Annotated in this window: 17 protein-coding genes and 1 riboswitch; of the genes, 9 read left to right on the top strand and 8 right to left on the bottom strand. The window is 35.1% G+C overall.

What is annotated here, in order from left to right; translation table 11 throughout:
- On the top strand, positions 1–2,229 hold the full coding sequence (gene uvrD, locus J3U56_RS02875; protein ID WP_267347975.1) for a DNA helicase II: 2,229 nt from the start codon (positions 1–3) through the stop codon (positions 2,227–2,229).
- Between the two features lie 63 nt (positions 2,230–2,292).
- Here uvrD and cyaY read toward each other — a convergent pair whose 3' ends face one another.
- The 6 genes from cyaY to J3U56_RS02845 all read right to left on the bottom strand — a co-directional run bounded on the left by cyaY (position 2,293) and on the right by J3U56_RS02845 (position 5,584).
- Complete coding sequence (gene cyaY, locus J3U56_RS02870; RefSeq protein ID WP_267333111.1) at positions 2,293–2,604, bottom strand: iron donor protein CyaY; 312 nt, start codon at positions 2,602–2,604, stop codon at positions 2,293–2,295.
- A gap of 91 nt (positions 2,605–2,695) precedes the next feature.
- Complete coding sequence (locus tag J3U56_RS02865; protein ID WP_267366632.1) at positions 2,696–3,223, bottom strand: surface-adhesin E family protein; 528 nt, start codon at positions 3,221–3,223, stop codon at positions 2,696–2,698.
- The gene (locus J3U56_RS02860) at positions 3,224–4,021 is read right to left on the bottom strand and encodes a hypothetical protein (protein WP_267343825.1); all 798 of its coding nucleotides are present in this window, start codon (positions 4,019–4,021) and stop codon (positions 3,224–3,226) included. It abuts the gene before it with no gap.
- A gap of 72 nt (positions 4,022–4,093) precedes the next feature.
- Entirely contained in the window at positions 4,094–4,729 is a 636-nt protein-coding gene (locus J3U56_RS02855; RefSeq protein ID WP_267343826.1) for a thiamine diphosphokinase, read from the bottom strand.
- Positions 4,730–4,746: 17 nt separating this feature from the next.
- The gene (gene rimI / locus J3U56_RS02850) at positions 4,747–5,208 is read right to left on the bottom strand and encodes a ribosomal protein S18-alanine N-acetyltransferase (protein WP_267333107.1); all 462 of its coding nucleotides are present in this window, start codon (positions 5,206–5,208) and stop codon (positions 4,747–4,749) included.
- The gene (locus J3U56_RS02845) at positions 5,177–5,584 is read right to left on the bottom strand and encodes a DNA polymerase III subunit psi (RefSeq protein ID WP_267333106.1); all 408 of its coding nucleotides are present in this window, start codon (positions 5,582–5,584) and stop codon (positions 5,177–5,179) included. Before J3U56_RS02845 ends, rimI begins: the two co-directional genes overlap by 32 nt.
- 90 nt (positions 5,585–5,674) lie before the next feature.
- Between J3U56_RS02845 and rsmC the strand changes: the two genes are divergently transcribed.
- Entirely contained in the window at positions 5,675–6,715 is a 1,041-nt protein-coding gene (rsmC, locus tag J3U56_RS02840; protein WP_267366630.1) for a 16S rRNA (guanine(1207)-N(2))-methyltransferase RsmC, read from the top strand.
- Between the two features lie 41 nt (positions 6,716–6,756).
- On the opposite strand, the gene hemN is transcribed toward rsmC, so the two are convergent.
- Positions 6,757–8,160 carry an oxygen-independent coproporphyrinogen III oxidase gene (gene hemN / locus J3U56_RS02835; RefSeq protein ID WP_267366628.1) on the bottom strand — a complete coding sequence of 468 codons (1,404 nt, stop codon included), beginning with the start codon at positions 8,158–8,160 and terminating at the stop codon, positions 6,757–6,759.
- A 288-nt stretch (positions 8,161–8,448) separates the two neighbouring features.
- Positions 8,449–8,943, bottom strand: a complete 495-nt coding sequence (gene yihI, locus J3U56_RS02830) for a Der GTPase-activating protein YihI (RefSeq protein ID WP_267366626.1) — start codon at positions 8,941–8,943, stop codon at positions 8,449–8,451.
- Positions 8,944–9,112: 169 nt separating this feature from the next.
- On the opposite strand from yihI, the gene coaA reads away from it, so the two are divergent.
- The 7 genes from coaA (at position 9,113) to pbpC (ending at position 20,306) form a co-directional block, all read left to right on the top strand.
- Positions 9,113–10,048, top strand: a complete 936-nt coding sequence (gene coaA / locus J3U56_RS02825) for a type I pantothenate kinase (RefSeq protein WP_267333102.1) — start codon at positions 9,113–9,115, stop codon at positions 10,046–10,048.
- A gap of 18 nt (positions 10,049–10,066) precedes the next feature.
- Entirely contained in the window at positions 10,067–10,519 is a 453-nt protein-coding gene (locus tag J3U56_RS02820; protein ID WP_267366624.1) for a DUF1090 domain-containing protein, read from the top strand.
- A 123-nt stretch (positions 10,520–10,642) separates the two neighbouring features.
- Positions 10,643–10,687, top strand: a riboswitch (PreQ1 riboswitch).
- 4 nt (positions 10,688–10,691) lie between these two features.
- On the top strand, positions 10,692–11,165 hold the full coding sequence (gene queF, locus J3U56_RS02815) for a preQ(1) synthase (protein ID WP_065633549.1): 474 nt from the start codon (positions 10,692–10,694) through the stop codon (positions 11,163–11,165).
- Positions 11,166–11,180: 15 nt separating this feature from the next.
- Entirely contained in the window at positions 11,181–11,858 is a 678-nt protein-coding gene (queC, locus tag J3U56_RS02810) for a 7-cyano-7-deazaguanine synthase QueC (RefSeq protein WP_255307649.1), read from the top strand.
- Between the two features lie 45 nt (positions 11,859–11,903).
- Positions 11,904–12,575, top strand: coding sequence for a 7-cyano-7-deazaguanine/7-aminomethyl-7-deazaguanine transporter (locus tag J3U56_RS02805; protein ID WP_065633551.1), 672 nt, complete (start codon positions 11,904–11,906; stop codon positions 12,573–12,575).
- Positions 12,576–12,835: 260 nt separating this feature from the next.
- Entirely contained in the window at positions 12,836–17,914 is a 5,079-nt protein-coding gene (locus tag J3U56_RS02800) for an alpha-2-macroglobulin family protein (RefSeq protein WP_267366621.1), read from the top strand.
- 94 nt (positions 17,915–18,008) lie between these two features.
- The gene (gene pbpC, locus J3U56_RS02795; protein WP_267333098.1) at positions 18,009–20,306 is read left to right on the top strand and encodes a penicillin-binding protein 1C; all 2,298 of its coding nucleotides are present in this window, start codon (positions 18,009–18,011) and stop codon (positions 20,304–20,306) included.
- The last annotated feature ends 9 nt before the right edge of the window (positions 20,307–20,315 follow it).

Below are 20,315 nucleotides of genomic sequence, written 5' to 3'. Positions count from 1 at the left end.
ATGGAAATTAGACAATCATTATTAGACGACCTAAATACCGAACAAAAAAATGCAGTGACTACTGATAACCAATATACCGTTGTGTTAGCAGGTGCGGGAAGTGGGAAAACTCGCGTTTTGGTTCATCGTATTGCTTGGCTCTGCATGGAAAAACAATACCCTTCTAATTCAATTTTTGCCGTTACCTTTACCAATAAAGCTGCCGCAGAAATGCAAGAGCGTATCGAAGCATTAGTTGGAGAAGGGTACTTTAGTGGTATGTGGATTGGTACCTTTCATGGATTAACACACCGATTATTACGTATGTTTGCCCAGCAAGCTAAGTTGCCATCGAATTTTCAATTGATTGACTCTGAAGATCAAATTCGGCTTATCAAACGCATTTTTCGAGAATTGAAAATTGATGAAAAACAGTGGTCGGCAAAAGAGTGCGCTGCGTTTATATCAAACCAAAAAGAAAAAGGTTTTCGTGCTAATGATATCACGCCTGAAGATCCTAAACAAATCATGTGGCAAACCATCTATCGCGATTATCAAGCTATTTGTGATAGAGTAGGATATGTTGATTTTTCAGAATTAATTTTAAGAGTTTACGAATTACTTTGCCAAAATGATGATGTGTTAAATTATTGTCATCACCGTTTTTCCAATATTTTGATTGATGAATTTCAAGACACTAATTTGATTCAATACCGATTAGTGCAAAAACTGGCTGGTCATACTGCCAATGTTATGATTGTTGGTGATGACGATCAATCTATCTATAGCTGGCGAGGCGCGAATGCTGACAATTTACAATTATTTATTCATGATTATCCAGATTCTGACATTATCCGTTTAGAGCAAAATTACCGTTCAACAAGTAATATATTAGATGCAGCCAATATATTAATCGCTAAAAACCAAAATAGACTCGGTAAAAATTTATGGACAGATAGTGGTGATGGCGAAAAAATCTCACTTTATGTTGGTTTTAATGACATTGATGAAGCCCGATTTGTAGTTGGTCAAATAAAAAAACACCATGAAAATGGTGAAAACTACGCGAGTTGTGCCATATTATATCGAAACAACGTGCAATCACGAATTTTTGAAGATACGTTATTGCAATCAGGCGTGCCTTACCAAATTTATGGTTCTATTCGCTTTTATGAGCGGCAAGAAGTCAAATTGGCTTTAGCTTATTTACGATTATTACATGATCATAATAATGACATGGCTTTTGAAACTACGATAAATACCCCTACAAGAGGTATTGGCAATGTCACGCTTGATAAAGTCAGGCTAACAGCTAAGCAACATAGTCTTTCATTATGGGATGCTTGCTTAATGTTAATCCAAAGTAATTCGCTAACTGAACGTCAGCGTTCAGGACTCAGTCGCTTTTTACAATTGATGGATTCAATCTATGATGAAGTCGGTTTGTTACCTTTTTATAAACAGCTTGATGTCATGATTCGTTTATCTGGTTTACAGCAAATGTATGAGCAAGAGCCAGGAATAAAAGGTCAATCAAGATTAGAAAACCTTGAAGAACTGGTTTCGGCAGCAGAACAGTTTTTTAAAATCAATGAAAATACTGTAATTGAAGATAGCCAAACCGGTAAAACATTAACAGTATTAGAGTCATTTTTAGCTTTTACCTCACTTGAAAGCCGTGATGTGATTAAAGAGCAAGATTCTGTTCAACTAATGACACTCCACGCTGCTAAAGGACTGGAGTTTGATAATGTGTTTATCGTTGGCTTAGAAGAAGGCATATTCCCAGCACAACGCTCTATTAAAGATAATGATAAAATGGAAGAAGAGCGCCGTTTGGCATACGTTGGTATTACTCGAGCTCGAAAACATTTAACGTTAACGTTATGTGAATTAAGACGACTTTATGGGCGTGAAGAACGTAACTTACCATCACGTTTTTTGAGTGAATTACCGGTTGAAAACCTTAATGAGGTCAGTTATCGAGGTATGATAACTTCATCAGAATTTAAATCTGATGATTTAAGTCATGATGCACAATTTTATCAAGAACGTAAAAAGTCTTACCTTGAAAAGCAACGTGAAAGTGATGGTTATGTATTAGGTCGCAAGGTTAAACATCAACGATTTGGTGAAGGTACAATCATTAATTTAGATGGTGAAGGCGATCATAGACGAGTGCAGATTGCTTTTATTAATGAAGGAATAAAATGGTTAGTGGTTAAACTGGCAAATCTTACATTACTATAAAAAGTTTAAAAATTCTGATTCAACAAGGACAAAGTGCAATATTTAGCCTTGTTGAATTACACTTTACAACCTTGCTTGTTCTTGTACTGATTCGGTAAAAATTTTATCAAAAGATTGATCTGTACGATTACAAATCCATTGCTTATTGACATAATCAAAATGGTATCCTTGTTTAGCTGTAGCTAACCAAATTTGGAAAAGCGGCTCTTGAGTATTGACAATAATTTTACTGTGATTAGGAAAACTGATCGTAATAACATTGCCATTAGTTTCGTAGTCAATATCTATGTCTTGTTCGTCAGCAAATTTATCTAAAAAAAGCTCGATCTGATTATAAAGTTGATCGGTAATAGTATGAAATTCGGTTATATTCATAGAAAAATAATCTAAATAGACAATGAAAAGATTTTAACATAAACCCTATTAACCTGCCACAATCAAGTGGCAGTCAAATAGTTATCTGTATTTATTCAGTAATAGGTAAAGAGCAGGCAACAATGAGTAATCGGCGTAGTTCATCGTCATTATTTGTCATTGCGACCCAGCGGTTTGGAGTATCATTAGTACCGATTAAATCACCTTCGCCGAAGTAATTTGCAAATAACTGTATATTTCCTTTAGCCATCTCCATTTTGTCACAATTTGCAAATTGTTCAATGACTAATGAGCGATATGAAATTTTATTACCATCACTATTATCTTGTTCGATTGCTGGCGTATAGTTGACAATTTGCGAAAATACTCGAATTCGTTTGTTGTAAGGGTGGAGGGCAATAGATGTTCTATCAATGAATGAATAACCAGTGGATTTGTCGTCTTTAGATTTACTTATCGAAATAAATTGCTGACCAACGCGTTCATTATGTAAAATTTCATTTACCTCTGATGTTGTTTTTTCGTCAACAGTATCATTGATTGGTGCTATTTTAGTATCGACACTATTACCAAACGCAGAAAAAGAAGACAGAATCAATAATAAATATAATTTTTTCATTTAAATCTTATCCCCGCCTTTTGATTTATTTTCTGTTGATGTTTTACTCATGTCTTTCTTTTGTTGAGATTTTAGATTTTCTTCATTCTCTTTTTGTTTTTTTAGCTTATAAGCTTTAATTTTTTCTTGACGTTTAGCTTCAATTTTAGCATCTAAGGGTTTCATGTCTGGGCGAGTTAAATAAAGAATATCTTTTTCTATATCGCCTTGAATTGAACAAGCTATTCGGCTCTGATTATCGGCAATATTTTCTAAATAGAGTGATTTTTCAACCGTCCAAAGTCGTGGAATAACCATATCAATTGAGTATGGGTTATCCTGCCAAAGAAGGGCTTTATTTTTTTGATCATAAATTTTAGGATTAGCGATATAGACTTGATTATTGTAAGGTAACCAGTTGAGGTTTTTTAAATTATTTTTAACTTCATCTAAATTATTATTAAAGATAAATCCCCAATAATAAAATTTGCCAGATAATGTAGTGGGAATATAGATGTTTTGATAACCAACTATTGTTAATCCTTTATATTTAATTGGTTTTTTCAACATTGTTGTATTGCTATTATCATATTCCATTGATTGAACGGGAATATAGGCAATATTTTCAAACGAATCTAAGTCGGCATATTGGCTAAAATATTTCTTATTTTTAGCTAACTGTTCAAAAAATTGACTATCGCATTGAAGAAATGAATCAATTATCTCATCTGTGTTATTCTCTTTTGCTGCATTTTGTGCAATAACCATGCAAGAAAGTAATGAAGAGCAAATAAAAACCGAAAGTTTCTTTATAAGCATGGAGAGGATCCTTTTATAATAATTCTTCTGCCAATGTGTGTAAAGTATTGTAAAGTAATGTAAATAATGTTGTCAATCATCTGTATGTAAATCTTCAATGAAGATAAGTAAACTACCATTTTTAAATGATATTTTTACTAAATCACTGATTGCCTTATTTCGTAAACTCGTTAATTCGCCTAACTTCAACGTTGCATTAGTCAGCGGATATTGAACACCATCAATAGATAATTTGATTACTTTTGGAAAAGGCATCAATGAGATAATTCGATTTTTTATACCGGTGAGAACTTGCTGGTGTTTAGCAAAAAAGAAATGGCAATAATTATCATAAAAAGTGATATCAAATTGTTGATGATATTGTTTTGCAACTGATAAGTTACCTAAAAAATGATCACTAGCATGACCGCAGGCACCATACACAATAAAGCGTTTTATTCCTTTATCGGCTAAAAATAACATCGCTTTTTCAAAGTCAGTTTTATTTTGATCAGGCGTGTGAATCACTTGAGTCGTGTTTGGTGTGTTGCGATCACGGTGAAAACTATCTAAATCACCAATAATATAATTGGGAATGATTGAGGTTGATGATAAATAATTATGATATGCTCCGTCAGTTGCCGCTATACAGCAATAATTATCGCTAGTGTTAGGGTAGTGCTTTGGCGGCTCCCCATTAACAAATAGTAATGCGGTATGGTTTTGCATTCTTATATTCCTCTGTTTTATAAGGCTAATGTCAAAGCCATAATGATTGCATCTTCTTGTTTACCATCTGTAGTTGGATAATAATTTTTTCTAATCGTAATTTGATTAAAACCAAGTGAATGATACAACAAAATAGCGGCCTTATTTGATTGTCGAACTTCTAACCAAAGCGTGGTGATAGGGTTAGATGGGTTGATTGTCGTTAACTTGTCAATAAGGCAGTTGAGCAACGCTTTTGCTAATCCTTGTTTTCTAAACTTAGGATGTATCGCGATATTAAATAAGTTTGCTTCATCGGCCACTAATTGGCATATGCAAAATCCAATTATTTTGTTATTAATCGTGAGCTTCAAATTTAAATAATGATCGCCTTGGTTAGAGAAGAACGTCTGTTTAGACCATGCAATAGGATGGCAAAGTTGTTCTAATGCATAAGCTTCTGATAAATCATGCTTGTTTAGGATGGAAATAGTTTTCATATTGACATAATTGTTGCCAAAGCTGGCGTTTTTGTTGTGGTGCATTGGCTAAGGCATCTAAATTCGTTGTTTGAATCACTAACTGATTTTGCCACGATTCATCTGGTTGAATATCAATAAACCATACCACTTTATTTATTTCATTAGCAGGAATAATGAGTTGCGATGGCGTAAGCACCAATACGTGTTCAGTGCTAAGACTAATGGCATTTAAAATATCCTGATATATTTTTTGTGTTGGCTTTTGTTCTGCAACAACAATTAAGCGGATTTCATCACTAATGTGTGTTGCAAGTTCACCTTTGAACGCCGCTGCATCACGCAAAACATATTGTGTGATATTACATTGCTTTAAATACCAATCTTGTTCAGTCATGATTAAGAAAGTGTTTTTTTGTTAGAGATTAAGGGACGTTAATTGTATAATCAACGGCTAAATTTATAAAGGTTTTTTCATCGAGGTAATATGGCAACATCTGCTTTTACACCAGCAAGTCAAGTAATAGAGCGACACGAGAGTATCTTTAACAATAAAAATGTTATCTTTGCTGGCGATATTCAAGACAGTTATCCGGCAAGTTTTTCGGCGCATAACATCAAAATTCATTGTTCTCAGTTTCATACCTATTTACGACTAAAAAATTACACCCATAAGGTCGAAACGCTTTTTGCTTTGCTACCTGATTCTACCTTTTACACAAACATGGATACGGTCATCTACTATTGGCCAAAAACAAAAAGTGAAGCGCAGTTTCAGTTGTCTTACTTATTACATAACATGGTTAAAGGGAGTGATATTTTTATTGTCGGCGAAAACCGCTCAGGAATTAAAAGTGTTGAAGCTTTGTTAAATGAGTTTGGTTCCATCCAAAAAATAGATAGTGCCAGACGTTGCAGTTTATATCATTTTCAAGCCGATCATCGTTTGGCCTTTGAGTTTGAAAAATGGTGGTTGAGCTATCATTTAACAATCGATAATCACGACATTGAATTGAAAAGTTTACCAGGCGTATTTAGCCAAAAAGGGTTAGATGCGGGTAGTGAATTGCTATTAAATGCATTGATGGAACATGCAGACATTGTTAAAGGACATGTTTTAGATGTCGGATGTGGCTCGGGTATTTTGGCAACAGTGCTTGCTAAATTATATCCTGATATTACGTTAACACTGTCTGACGTTAATAGTGCGGCATTAGAATCAAGCAAAGCAACGTTAGCGAGTAATCATTTATCTGCCAGTGTTGTTGCCAGTGATGTTTTTTCTAATTTGAATGATAAATACCATTTGATTATATCAAATCCGCCTTTTCATGACGGCAAGCAGACCGATTATACTGCGGTTAATGCTTTAATTAGCCAAGCCAAAAAACATTTAAAATTGAATGGTTATTTGTGCATAGTAGCAAACTCATTTTTACCCTATCAAACGATTTTAAATGACACGTTTAAAAGTGTAGAAGTGATAGCACAAACGACAAAATTTAAAGTCTATTTAGCCAGTCATTAATAAGTAATGATAATCGAATATTCATGCGTGAGTAAAGTGAACTAGATCACGCGTGAGAATTGTTGCTGTCTTGCCATACGGCGCATATAACTATCAAAACACATACATATATTACGAATTAATAAATGTCCTTTGGGTTGTACAACAATGGTATCATCACTAATCATGACCAGACCATCTTGTTGTAATGGTTTGAGTAACGATAAGTCTTGCGCAAAATAATCATCGAACTGAATAGTAAATTTTTGCTCTATTTGTTTTTTGTCTAAATAAAAATGACAAATAAGCTGTTTAATCACATCACGCCGAATAATATCATCATTATTTAAATTAAAGCCTTTCCATAAACCATTGCCAGTTTGTTCAACTTGGTTTTGATAAATTTTTAGATCTTTTTGATTTTGCGCATAACTATCACCCAGCATGCTAATTGCCGATACACCAAGTCCCAGTAAATCAGCATCACCTTGCGTGGTATAACCTTGAAAATTGCGGTGCAATTTATTTTGTTGCTGCGCGATTGCCAGTTCATCAGTGGGTTTAGCAAAGTGATCCATACCGATAAATTGATAACCAGCTTGGGTTAATTTTTCGATACAGGTTTGTAAAATCTGCAATTTTTGATTAGCGTTAGGTAAATCCTGATCTTTGATCTTTCGCTGAGCGGCAAAACGACTAGGAAGATGAGCATAATTAAAGACACTCAATCGATCTGGTGAAATATCGATAACCTTATTTAAGGTTTCGGTAAAACTTTCTACTGTTTGTTTAGGTAATCCATAGATAAGATCCAAGCTAATTGAATGGAAATGATTTTTACGTGCTTGCTTAATTAATGAGCGGATTAGATTTTCATCTTGTTCACGATTAATTAGATTTTGAATTTCGTGATTAAAATCTTGAATTCCCATACTCAGTCGATTAAATCCGAGGCTAGCAAGATGATCAATAGTTTGAGGAGTAATTTCCCGTGGGTCAATTTCAATTGACAGTTCAGCATTTTGCGCAAAATTGAAATGCTTTCTTAGCGAAACAATCAGGCGGGTAATTTCATCGTTGGTCAAAAAGGTTGGGGTACCGCCGCCCCAATGCATTTGCGAAACAATACGGTTTTTGAATAGTTGTGATCGCTTTTCAATTTCAATATCGAGTATATTTAAATATTTAGTAACTTTTTGAGTCTGGCGGGTAATCAGTTTGTTACAACCACAAAAATAACAAAGCTTATGGCAAAAAGGGATATGAACATAAAGCGATAATGGTCTATCGGGATAACGATTGGCAGCCGCTAAAAAATCTTGGTCATTAAAATTTTCATTAAATTCGAGCGCTGTTGGGTATGATGTATATCTCGGACCAGAATAATTATATTTTTCAATTAATCTTTGATCCCATAATTGCGTTTGAATTTTATTATTATTTTTATTTAATTCGGCATCTAACATTGCTATTTCCATGATTTTTTTTAATTGGTTTTTGTTTAGTTTTGATTTTGGTTCTATTTTTTATACGATTGGTTTTTTTTAAAAATAGTAGCGTACAAATCAATAATCCAAAATATAAACTAAGCATTATTAGTAATGGCATTATGTTCTCATTATTTATCTAAGCTGATTTGTATTGAACAATACCGATTTTAAGGTCATATCAATTAAAATCGCTGTATTTTAATTGATATGACTTAAATACTTTATAATCACATTCACGTCGAATTATGATCATTTAATCGATTTTTAATGACGTTTTAATAAATTGACGATATCGTCTTTCGCTTCATCTTGTTCATCATCAAAATCATCATCACTATAACCAAGCTGTTGCATCAGCTCTTCTATACGGTTTAGTTTGCTATCAAGGTATGACTGTTGTTCTTTGGTTAATTTACTATCACTTTCGACTAAATCAAGTAGTTGCTCTAATTTTTCATCATTTTCTAATTGTTCTAACTCTTCTTGAGGGGATAAGCGTTTTTTTATTGGTTTTGACTCTTTGACTAAAACAGGTTTGCTTGTTGCATCATCCGCAATTAAGGCAATTGGCTTTTTACTACCAATTCGCGGATCTTTAATGGTATTGGATGGTTTTTTATGTTGATTATTATCTTGACCATTAAAACGTGAACCGCTCGGTAAACCTTTATGTTTACGTTTGCGTTTCAGTTCACGCGACTCTTCATTTATTTCTTGACGGCTTTTTTTGGGTTTTAGCTTCGATTTAGTTTTTAACATATAATCTCAATTTTATATTCAAGTTAAATTTTACGTTTATATTTTATCAGTAACTCACTTAGATAGCTACGATGAAGCATCAATGCTAATTTGTGATTGTAAAAAATAAGAATTATGTATAATCTGAACCGATTATTTTTGCATTAATCATCAAAGAGAAAAGTAAAATATGAAGAATCATTTGAGTCCTTATATGCAATTTAGCCGTAAAGAGTGGGCAAGTTTGCGTAATGCGGTACCAATGACTTTAACTTCCGAAGAATTAACTTCGTTACAAGGAATTAATGAAGATTTATCGATGGATGAGGTAAGTGAAATCTATTTGCCTTTATCTCGACTACTTAATTACTATATTAGTAATAGCCTTTCTAGGCAGGTTGTGTTATCAAAATTTTTAGGTAAAAGTCAGAAAATCCCTTATATTATTGGTATCGCAGGTAGTGTGGCTGTCGGTAAAAGCACCACTGCTCGAGTATTACAGGCGCTTTTGACACGTTGGCCTGAACATCGCAAAGTTGCATTGGTGACAACCGATGGATTTTTGTATCCAAATAAATGTCTTGAACAACGTGGAATAATGAATAAAAAAGGCTTTCCACAATCTTATGATATCAAAAAATTGATTAATTTTGTTGCTGACATTAAGTCAGGGCAAAAACAGGTCAGTGCGCCTGTTTATTCGCATTTAGTTTATGACATTGTCGAAAATGAAGAAATTATTATAGACAGTCCCGACATTTTAATTCTTGAAGGATTAAATGTTTTACAAGGTTTAGTCAATTATACTCAAGCTAACAATCGGGTATTTGTTTCTGATTATGTCGATTTTTCAATATATGTCGATGCACAATTACCGTTATTACATGATTGGTATGTCAATCGATTTTTGAAATTTAGAGCTGGGGCATTTAGTGATCCTAATTCCTATTTTCACCATTATTCACAGTTGCCAGAACAAGAAGCTGTGAATATTGCTAACCGCCTTTGGCGAGAAATTAATGAATTAAATTTGATCGAAAATATTTTGCCAACACGGGAACGAGCAAGTTTGATTCTAACCAAAGGGAAAGATCATAAAGTTGATTGTATACAACTGAGAAAATAAACAATTGGGGAAATGAATATGAAAAAAGTAATAAAGTTAGTCAGTAAATTAAGTATGTTGACTTTGGTCACAACCTGCTCAATGAACAGCTTTGCGCAAAATCATCAATCTGAAGGGCTAACTTGTGAAAGCAAAAAGCAGGCTATTCAAGCCGAAATTGAACAAGCTAAAAGCCATAATAACAGCCATAAAGTTACCGGGCTTGAGAAAGCGCTTGATGAAGTTAATACGCATTGTAGTAATGCCGATTTAGAGTCAAAATATAAGCAAGATATTGCCGAAAAAACGGATAAAGTTGCTGAAAGAAAGAATGAATTAGCTCAAAAAACTGAAAAATACGCTAAAGATAGTAAAAAGTTCGATCAAGAAAAAATTGATAAGTTAAAAGCAAAAGTACAAAAAGCCGAACAAGAATTAGCAGACGCTAAACAAAAACTTGCTGATTATTATCAACAAGTAGCAGTTAAATAAATTGCTAACCTGCTTATTTTTTATCTTCACGCTATCAAGCTTAATATTGATAGCGTTTTTAACATCGCGTTAGACAGCTATTATCCTAGACTTTTGCCATTAAAAATAGTAAGGTGTGCGCCTTACTACGTGGTTCGTGAACCTCCCACGCTAAAAAACTAAGGAAAATTTAATGAGTAAAATTACACTACTTGGCGACCAATCTGTTCGCTATCCAACTGACTATTGTCCAAATATTTTGGAAACCTTTGATAATAAACATCCTGGTAATGATTATTTTGTTAAATTTAACTGCCCGGAATTTACCAGTCTTTGTCCGATAACCGGTCAACCTGATTTTGCTACGATTTATATTTCGTATGTACCAAATATTAAGATGGTTGAGAGTAAATCACTCAAACTGTATCTATTTAGCTTTCGTAATCATGGCGATTATCATGAAGATTGCATTAATATCATCATGAAAGATCTGATTAAGTTAATGGATCCTAAATATATTGAGGTTTGGGGAAAATTTACACCGCGCGGCGGTATCTCAATTGATCCTTATGCCAATTATGGTAAAGCTGGTACCAATTGGGAACAGATAGCGATGAACCGTTTGGCTAATCACGATCTCTATCCTGAAAAAGTTGATAATCGCTAATTTTTTGTCGAAAAAATCAAATCGGAACAGTTAAAAATGCAAAATCGTAAAGCACTAGTGATATTTTCTGGTGGGCAAGATTCTACCACCTGTTTACTGCAAGCCATTGCAGATTATGGACGTGAAAACGTCGAAACCATTAGTTTTCAATATGGACAACGACATGCCATTGAGCTTGAAAAAGCTAAATGGATTGCTGAAGATCTTGGTGTGAAACAAACCGTCATTGATACTTCAGTGATCAAACAAACGACCAATAATGCGTTGATTGATGACGCGCAGGAAATTAAAGCTGCCAAAGACGGGGATTATCCTAATACCTTTGTTGATGGGCGCAATATGTTATTTTTATTGTTAGCGGGCTGTTATGCCAAACAACACGGTATTAAAGATATTATTATTGGTGTATGTGAAACTGATTTTAGTGGTTATCCGGACTGTCGAGATATCTTTATCAAATCGATGAATGTGTCAATGAATTTAGCTATGGATTACGCTTTTAATATTAAAACGCCTTTAATGTATCTTACCAAAGCTCAAACATGGGAAATGGCTGATAAGTTAGGTTATTTGGATTATATCCGAAACCATACCCATACTTGCTATTATGGGGTAGAGGGTGGATGCGGTAAGTGTCCTAGCTGCATTCTTCGCGAGAAAGGTTTAAACCAATACCTTAATCATTCAAATTAATTGACATACTGGGTTCACTCACCCCATTAAAAAAAGGAAAAATTTATGTATCTGAACACGCATTCAGAGCAAACAAGCAAATTTACTCACACACAACAAATGAAAGCCCTTGGCTGGCTTTCGTTTTTTCATATTTTGGTTATTGCTTCAAGTAATTATTTGGTGCAAATCCCGTTTGATATCTTCGGTTTTCATACCACTTGGGGCGCTTTTACCTTTCCATTTATCTTTCTGACTACCGATTTAACCATTCGGGTATTTGGTGCTAGCCTTGCCAGAAAAATTATCTTTGTTGTTATGATACCGGCATTACTGTTCTCTTATTCCATTTCGGTCGTATTTTTTGAAGGACATTGGATGGGATTTTCAGCTTTGTCTGATTTTAACAGTTTTGTTTTCCGTATTGCCTTAGCCAGTTTTGCCGCTTATTTAGTTGGGCAATTGATGGATATCACTGTGTTTAATTATTTACGTAAAAATAGAGCATGGTGGGTAGCACCTTCGGCATCAGCTGTATTAGGTAATGGTATTGATACTATTGTCTTTTTTGCGATCGCATTTTATAAAACGAGCGATGAGTTTATGGCAACGCATTGGGTTGAAATTGCTGCTATCGATTATAGTTTTAAAATTATTATCTGTGGCTTATTCTTTTTACCGCTTTATGGCATTATTTTGAATTTTATCCTAAAAAAATTAATTATAAAAGCATCGTAAATCAGTTATTAATTATCGAATAATATTAGAAAATATAGATACTTAGAGCTTATTGACTTCATGATAAGTTCTAAATCTCATACGCCTCCTTCAATAACCTCATTCCGCTAATTTTTTTACTAATATGAAAAATTTATTTATCTCAAGATAGGCTAAAAATCTTGATAAAGATTCTTTGCTAATTTTTATGCAATAGGACATAATATCGTCAATAAAATAACAAGTATATTTACCTGTAATAGTAAGGATTAGATGAAAAAATGAGATTGATAAAACAGTTGGCTGTGTTAGGTTTGTTTTTGACGTTATGTGCTTGTGACGATCAAAAAGAGAAAACTGTCGATTTAGAAAGTACTAATAAAACGGAATTAATTACAGATAATACTACGCATAATTCGAATGTTAATTCGCAATCTCATAGTTCGTTTAATCCAACACCTGAATTAATTGAAAAATATAAAGGTAAAAGCCTAAAAGTTATCGATAGTTCAGAAGTTATTATTGATGGTACAAGTACTTTAGTTGTGACGTTTTCTGTTCCTATCAATCCAAAATTGCATTTTTCAAATTTATTAAGATTGGTTGACAAAGAGAGTGGTGTGGTTGATGGCGCTTGGGAGTTGTCTGATAATGGCCTTGAATTAAAACTTCGTTATCTTCAACCCAATCGTAAATTAGTTTTAACTATTGATAAAATGTTATCAGCGATTAATGATAGTCATTTATCAGATGTTTATCAAACCGAGATAACCACTCAAGACCGTAAACCAACAGTCGGCTTTGCAAGTACAGGCTTATTATTGCCAAGTAAATCCATGAGTGGATTGCCTATTACCACGCTCAATGTTGACAAAGTTGATATAAACTTTTTCAAAATTAAGCCAGAAAAATTATCCAGTTTGATCGATAATTATGGCTTTATTAATATGTTATCTATTTGGCGTTCGCAAGAAATGAGCGAATTTACTGACTTAGTTTATTCCTCAAGATTTGATCTTAATCCTAAACCGAATGCTCAAGAAACCATTATCGTTAACCTTTCTAACATTACTAAACTCAATCAAGAAGGGGTTTATATTGCGGTAATTAATCAAGCAGGAACTTATAATGAATATAACTCAGCAACAATATTTTCAATAAGTAATATTGGGGTTTCACTTCATCACTATAAAAATGGTAAATTAGCGGTAATGGCTCATGGTTTAGATAACGGTAAACCACTCGCCAATATTAATTTATCACTGCTATGCCAAACCGAAAATAGTAACAAAACATGTAAAAACCTGACAGCAACAACAGATAAAGATGGTTATGCTGAATTTACCAAAACAAAAAGCTCTGCCTATAACATATTGACGGCTACTGATGGCCAGCAAACCTCATTTGTGACGATTGATCGAAACGCACTCAATTTAACGGATTTCAATCTATCTGGTACGCCGTTTTATCAAAAACAATTGTTTGTTTTTGGGCCTCGTGACCTTTATCGTCCAAAAGAAACTGTCTATTTCAATGCACTATTACGCGACGCAGATGGTCAGCCATTACCTGAACAACCCATCATCGCTGAGGTGATATCGACTAATGGTCGAGTTGTTGAAACTTTCCATTTAAAAAGTCGTGCAGATACCAATGGTTTATATCAACAACAGTTTGTTATTCCCGATGATGCCGCAACAGGTAATTGGACAATTCGTTTTAATTTAGGTGATGATAACTTTCGCCAATGGAACTTCAAAGTAGAAGAGTTTTTGCCAGAACGTATGGCAATGGAAATTCACAGTGTATCTGATGAGCCAATTCTAAAGGATGAAGATGTTTCCTTTGATATCAAAGGTTGGTATTTATATGGCGCACCTGCATCCGGTAATCGCTTAGATGCGAATCTTTATTTAAAGAAAGCCGACACTATTGCTGGATTAGCTGATTTTAAAATTGGTCCAGTTACTGATGATAATCTATATGAGGATCTAGATTCTTTAGGGTTGGAGTTAGATAACGATGGCTTAACTCAAATTGATGTGAAGAAAGTTTATTGGTCCGAAACGCAATCGCCTGTCAAAGTTGTTTTACAAGCTAGTTTGCTAGATTCTGGCGGTAGGCCGGTTACACGTTATGCAACGCAAACTATTTGGCCAGCACCTAAAATGCCGGCAATTCGAGCATTATTTGAAGACTCGCCTTATTATGATTGGAATAGCGATAATTATTTACAGCGTCCTACTGTAGACATAAATAGTAATGCTGAATTCGAAATCGCTTACGTTGATACGCATGGTGAAAAATTAGGTACAAATTCATTAAAGGCTAGACTGATTCGTGAGCGTTATAATTATTATTGGGTGTGGTCAGATGTAGATGGCTGGAGCCAAAGTTACAACTCCAAGGAGTTTGTCGTTTCGGAAGATCAGTTATCGATTGAGCCAGGCAGTACCACAAAAATAGCCTATCAACCAACCGATTATGGGTCTTACCGTGTTGAAGTTGTCGATACTAACACTCAAGTCGTAACAAGTTTTCGATTCTGGTCTGGTTATGACTGGGAGGATAATACTCAAGGTACTAAATCGGTACGTCCAGACCAAGTTAAGTTAAGTATTGATAAGCCATCTTACAATCCAGGCGATGTCGCTAAAGTTAATGTCCAAGCACCTGTCGCAGGGTCTGGCTATATTTCTCTTGAAACCAACGATGGCACCATTTGGAAAAAAGCCATTACAGTGGGTGAAGAAGGTTTAGATGTCGACATTCCTATTGAAAAATGGGGACGACATGATATTTACATTAGTGCCATGATTGTTCGCCCGTCGACGGACGCTTCAGTGCAAACTGTCAAACGCGCAATTGGTTTGCTTTATTTACCGATTGATACGGCTAATCGTCAATTAAATTTTTCAATTGATGCACCGGTACAAGTACAACCAGAAAGCGTTGTGCCGATTAAAATTAAAATGGATCCATCATCTATCCAGAAAGATAAAAAAGTGACTGTATTGGTTTCAGCAGTTGATTCTGGCGTGTTAAATATTACTGATTATGTCACCCCCGATCCTTATGCTGGGTTCTTAGGGCGTAAACGTTATAATGTCGATATTTATGATGTCTATGGCAAATTAATTGAAGCTACCGGCCGTAATGTTAACATGAGCTTCGGTGGTGATGCGATGGGCGCTGGCGGGAAAAAACCGTCAAATGACGTTCAAATTGTTGCACAACAACTCAATACCATTGAGTTAAATGACGAAGGTGAAGGTGAGATTAATTTACCTTTACCTAATTTTAATGGTGAACTACGAATAATGGCGCAAGCATGGGATGATAACCGTTTTGGTAAGGCGGATAAAAAAATGAAGGTTGCCGCGCCGGTTGTGGTTGAATTATCTACGCCGCGATTTTTATCTGGTGGTGATCGCGCTGTATTAGCGTTAGATGTGCATAATTTGACTGATAGCACACAAACTATGCAAATTGAAGTATCAACCGCGGGTTTGATTAAGCAAAATGAAGCACAAACGATATCGGTTAAACTTGATAGTAAACAAAAAGAGATTATTCAAATTCCTGTAATTGCGGATTATGGTTATGGTGCAGGTTCAGTGACGATAGCGGTCAAAGGTATTTTACTCGAAGGTAATTCAGAGGTTAACATTGAACGTTCATGGTCAATTGGCGTAAGACCAGCCTATGCTGGTACAACGCGATCTTATGTAGCAGCATTAAATGCCAATGAAAGTTGGCAATTACCAGACCAAGCATTAACGGGATTAATTGATAACACTGTTGCTGGGCAGTTGGTTATCTCTAATCAACCACCCTTGAATATTGCTCAATATATCAAAGCATTATTTGCATATCCTTACGGTTGTTTGGAACAAACAACCAGTGGTTTATTCCCATCGCTATATGCCAATAGTGAACAACTTGCAGAGTTAGGCATTCAAACCGATGCTGATGATAAACGTCGTGAAAAAGTACAATTGGGTATTTCACGTATCTTATCAATGCAACGCAGTAACGGCAGCTTCGGTTTATGGAATAGCCATAACGAAGAAGAGCATTGGTTGACTGTGTATGCAACTGACTTCTTATTGCAAGCTAAAGAACGGGGTTATCAAGTTAGTGATAAAGCGCTTGATTTAGCAATGACGCGCATAGGTCAATATATTTATGATGCATCTGCATTTAATAATCTTAATTATTATGGAGATTCGCGTAATCTTGAGTTTACTAAGTTGTCAATTAAAGCTTATGCATTAATGGTGCTAACTAAACAAAATAAAATTACCTCAGCAATGCGTAACGAGATAAATTATTTATCAGACAAAATTAATAGTGATAAATCATTTATCTATTCACCACTACCTTTAGCGCAATTAGCAGTTGCTGCAAAATTGAATGGTTATCAACCTATCTATGAACAATTAATACCATTAATTTTCAGCACGCCATATCAGTATAATAATAACTGGTTAGGTAATTACGGCAGTGAAATACGTGATAGAGCATTAATACTCTCTTTACTGTTAGATAACAATATGGCTCAAAATAATCAAGCTAGTTATTTATTTAATCTATCGGCGTTATTAAATGATAAACGCTATTTTTCAACACAAGAGCTAAACGCATTGTTTATTGCTGGTTGGTCATTAGAACAACATAGCACTGGTCATAAATTCAACGTGTCGATAAATGGTAAAGTTAATGAAGTGACTTCGGCCTTTTCACACGCTTATGATTATGATGGGTTAGCTCAAGGGTTAACGATTAATAATGTAGAATCGGGTGAACCACTTTATATTAAGTTTTCTGTTACTGGTTATTCCAAAATAGCACCAGCACCAACGTCACCTGATGATTTCTTTAATATCAGTCGACGCTATTACGATTTGCAGGGTAATAACATATCACCAACAACTTTAGAGGTTGGTTCAATGATGGTTGTAGTTCTAGATGTAACGGCTAAAAAACCGGTTAATGATGCATTGATTGTTGATTTTTTACCAGCAGGTTTAGAACTTGAAAATCAAAATCTTTCTAATAGTAGCGTAAATTTATCATCAATTCCTGCTATAGCTGATTTAATGAAAGGTGAGGATATTAGTGATATTAAATATCAAGAATATCGAGATGATAGATATGTTGCCGCCGTTAATCTGCAAACATATGTAGCGCGTGATACCTATCGTAAACGTATCGTTTATTTAGTTAGAGCGGTAACGCCAGGCGATTATATGATTCCTTATCCCTATGTTGAATCTATGTATCGTCCAGATCGTTTTGCGATAGGACAATCACCTGATTTGATGACAATTTCAAATCCGAAAAAGGAACAAAATTAATCAAATATCAATAAACTTAACTGATTATTCCGCCAAAGTATTTGGCGGAATTTTTATTTGTAAGTATATTTAGCAAGGTCACATAACAACGATAATGAAAAAACACTTCTATAAATTATTCAAATTTGTATTGATATTATTGGTTTTATTAGTCGGTAGTTTTTTGATTGCTGATTCTCTTTTTCCATTATCTATTTCCCAAAATAAAACTACGCAGACGGTTGTTGCTGAAGATGAAACACCCTTATGGCGATTTGCAGACCAAAATGGTGTTTGGCGTTATTCGGTCAACCTTGATGAAGTGCCTGACTATTATCTTGACGTTTTATTAAATTATGAAGATCGTTATTTTTACGATCATATCGGTATCAATCCGGTTTCTTTAGTTCGTGCAGCTTGGCAAAATATAGCTAATGATCGAATCATTTCCGGAGGCAGTACTCTCTCTATGCAAGTGGCGAGATTATTATATCCACATGATCGAACACTGCTCGGTAAGCTAAAACAGCTTTTTCGAACCCTGCAACTTGAATTACATTATAGTAAAAAGGAGATTTTAACTTTATATATTAATCATGCTCCTTATGGTGGCACAATAGAGGGTATTGGCGCAGCAAGCTGGTCCTATTTTGGTAAACATCCCAAAGCGTTAACAAGAAGTGAAGCTGTATTATTAGCCGTATTACCTCAAGCGCCAAGTCGATTGAGGCCTGATCGATTTCCTGAAAGAGCGAAGCAAGCTCGCGATAAAGTATTAGATAGATTGGCGCAATATAAGGTGTGGCCTAATGATTTGATCGATCAAGTCCGACGTGACGAAGTTTGGGTCTATCCACGAAAAGCACCGCAGTTGGCGCCTTTATTGGCTTATCGTCTAAAACAGAAATATCCGAATGAGGATATTATTCATTCCACTATTGATGCTTCGCTTCAATATAATTTAGAAGATTTAGCCATCAATCGAGCCTCACAACTACCGCCTAAAACATCATTGGCTATTTTGGTTGTCGATCATACTGATATGACAGTTAAAGCGTATATCGGTTCAGCTGATTTTAATGACAAAGAGCGCTTTGGCCAAGTGGATATGATTAGTGCGTTAAGATCGCCTGGCTCTACACTAAAACCTTTCATTTATGCCTTTGCCATTGATGATGGTATGATTCATTCAGAATCGTTACTCCAAGATGTTCCACGTATTACCACTGATTATCGACCCACTAATTTTGATGAGGGATTCAATGGCCCGGTTAGCGCATCGGATGCATTAAGTAAATCATTAAACTTACCAGCAGTTCAATTAATTGAGTTATATGGGCCAAAACGATTTGCCGGTAAATTGGCTGGCATTGGTTTACCTTTATCGTCCATAGCAAATGAGCCGAATATCTCTTATATATTAGGTGGCGCTTCTGTAAGAATGGATAATCTTGTCAGCGCTTATAGTGCATTTGCAAGGCATGGTGAGGTGAGTCCTTTGCGCTTTACTCAACAAGCGCCATTAATTACTAAACCCCTTATTTCAGATGGTAGCGCTTGGATAACAAGACAAATGCTAATTAATAATAATTTATTAGCTTATAAAACCGGAACCAGTTATGGCTATCGCGATGCTTGGGCAATTGGTATTAATCCACGATATTTAATTGGGGTTTGGGTAGGGCGGCCTGATGGAACGCCTGTTGTGGGGCAATATGGTTCAATCTCTGCAATGCCAATTTTACAACATGTTAATTCTATTTTATTAAACCGAGAAAACCGTTTAAATCGTCCACTTACTGCTTATCCAAAACCAGAATCAGTATCATCTATAAAAATTTGTTGGCCATTAGGGCAACCGCTTCCTGAGTCAGATGCAAACTGTCACCGCCAAAAAACAGCATGGGTATTGAATAATATGGTTCCACCAACATTAAGCACCTATAGTGAGTTAAAAAATAATATTTATCGTTCTGGTTCAATAACGATTTGGGTTAATGAACAAGGTGAGCGTGTCGCGGCGGATTGCCCCGGCGCGCAAAAAAAACAAGTCGCGCTATGGCCAGTATCCTTAGAAAACTTTCTATTAACCAAAGAGAAAAGACGGGCTTTATTGCCACCAATTGATAAACGTTGTCCGGTAATGGGGCAAGATGTTTTTATGTCACTCAATATTGTTGGACTAAATGATAAACAATTGCTTAGGGCATTGCCCGGCAACAATCAAGTCACTGTTGATTTAACGCCAGAGGGGGGATATGGAGAAAAATGGTGGTTTTTAGATGGCAATCTTATTGCACATTCGATGGATAGTGATAAAGTTGCAGTCACTTTATCACAAAAAGGTGAACACTTTTTATTATTGTTAGATGAAAGTGGTCAAATTGCACGTGTCAAATTTAGCTTCAATTAATAAGGATTA

Origin of the sequence: Gilliamella sp. B2824, assembly GCF_026536245.1 — a bacterium.
Lineage (GTDB): Bacteria > Pseudomonadota > Gammaproteobacteria > Enterobacterales > Orbaceae > Gilliamella.
The sequence above is the reverse complement of the archived record's forward strand: the minus strand, read 5'-3'. Positions and strand labels throughout refer to the sequence as shown.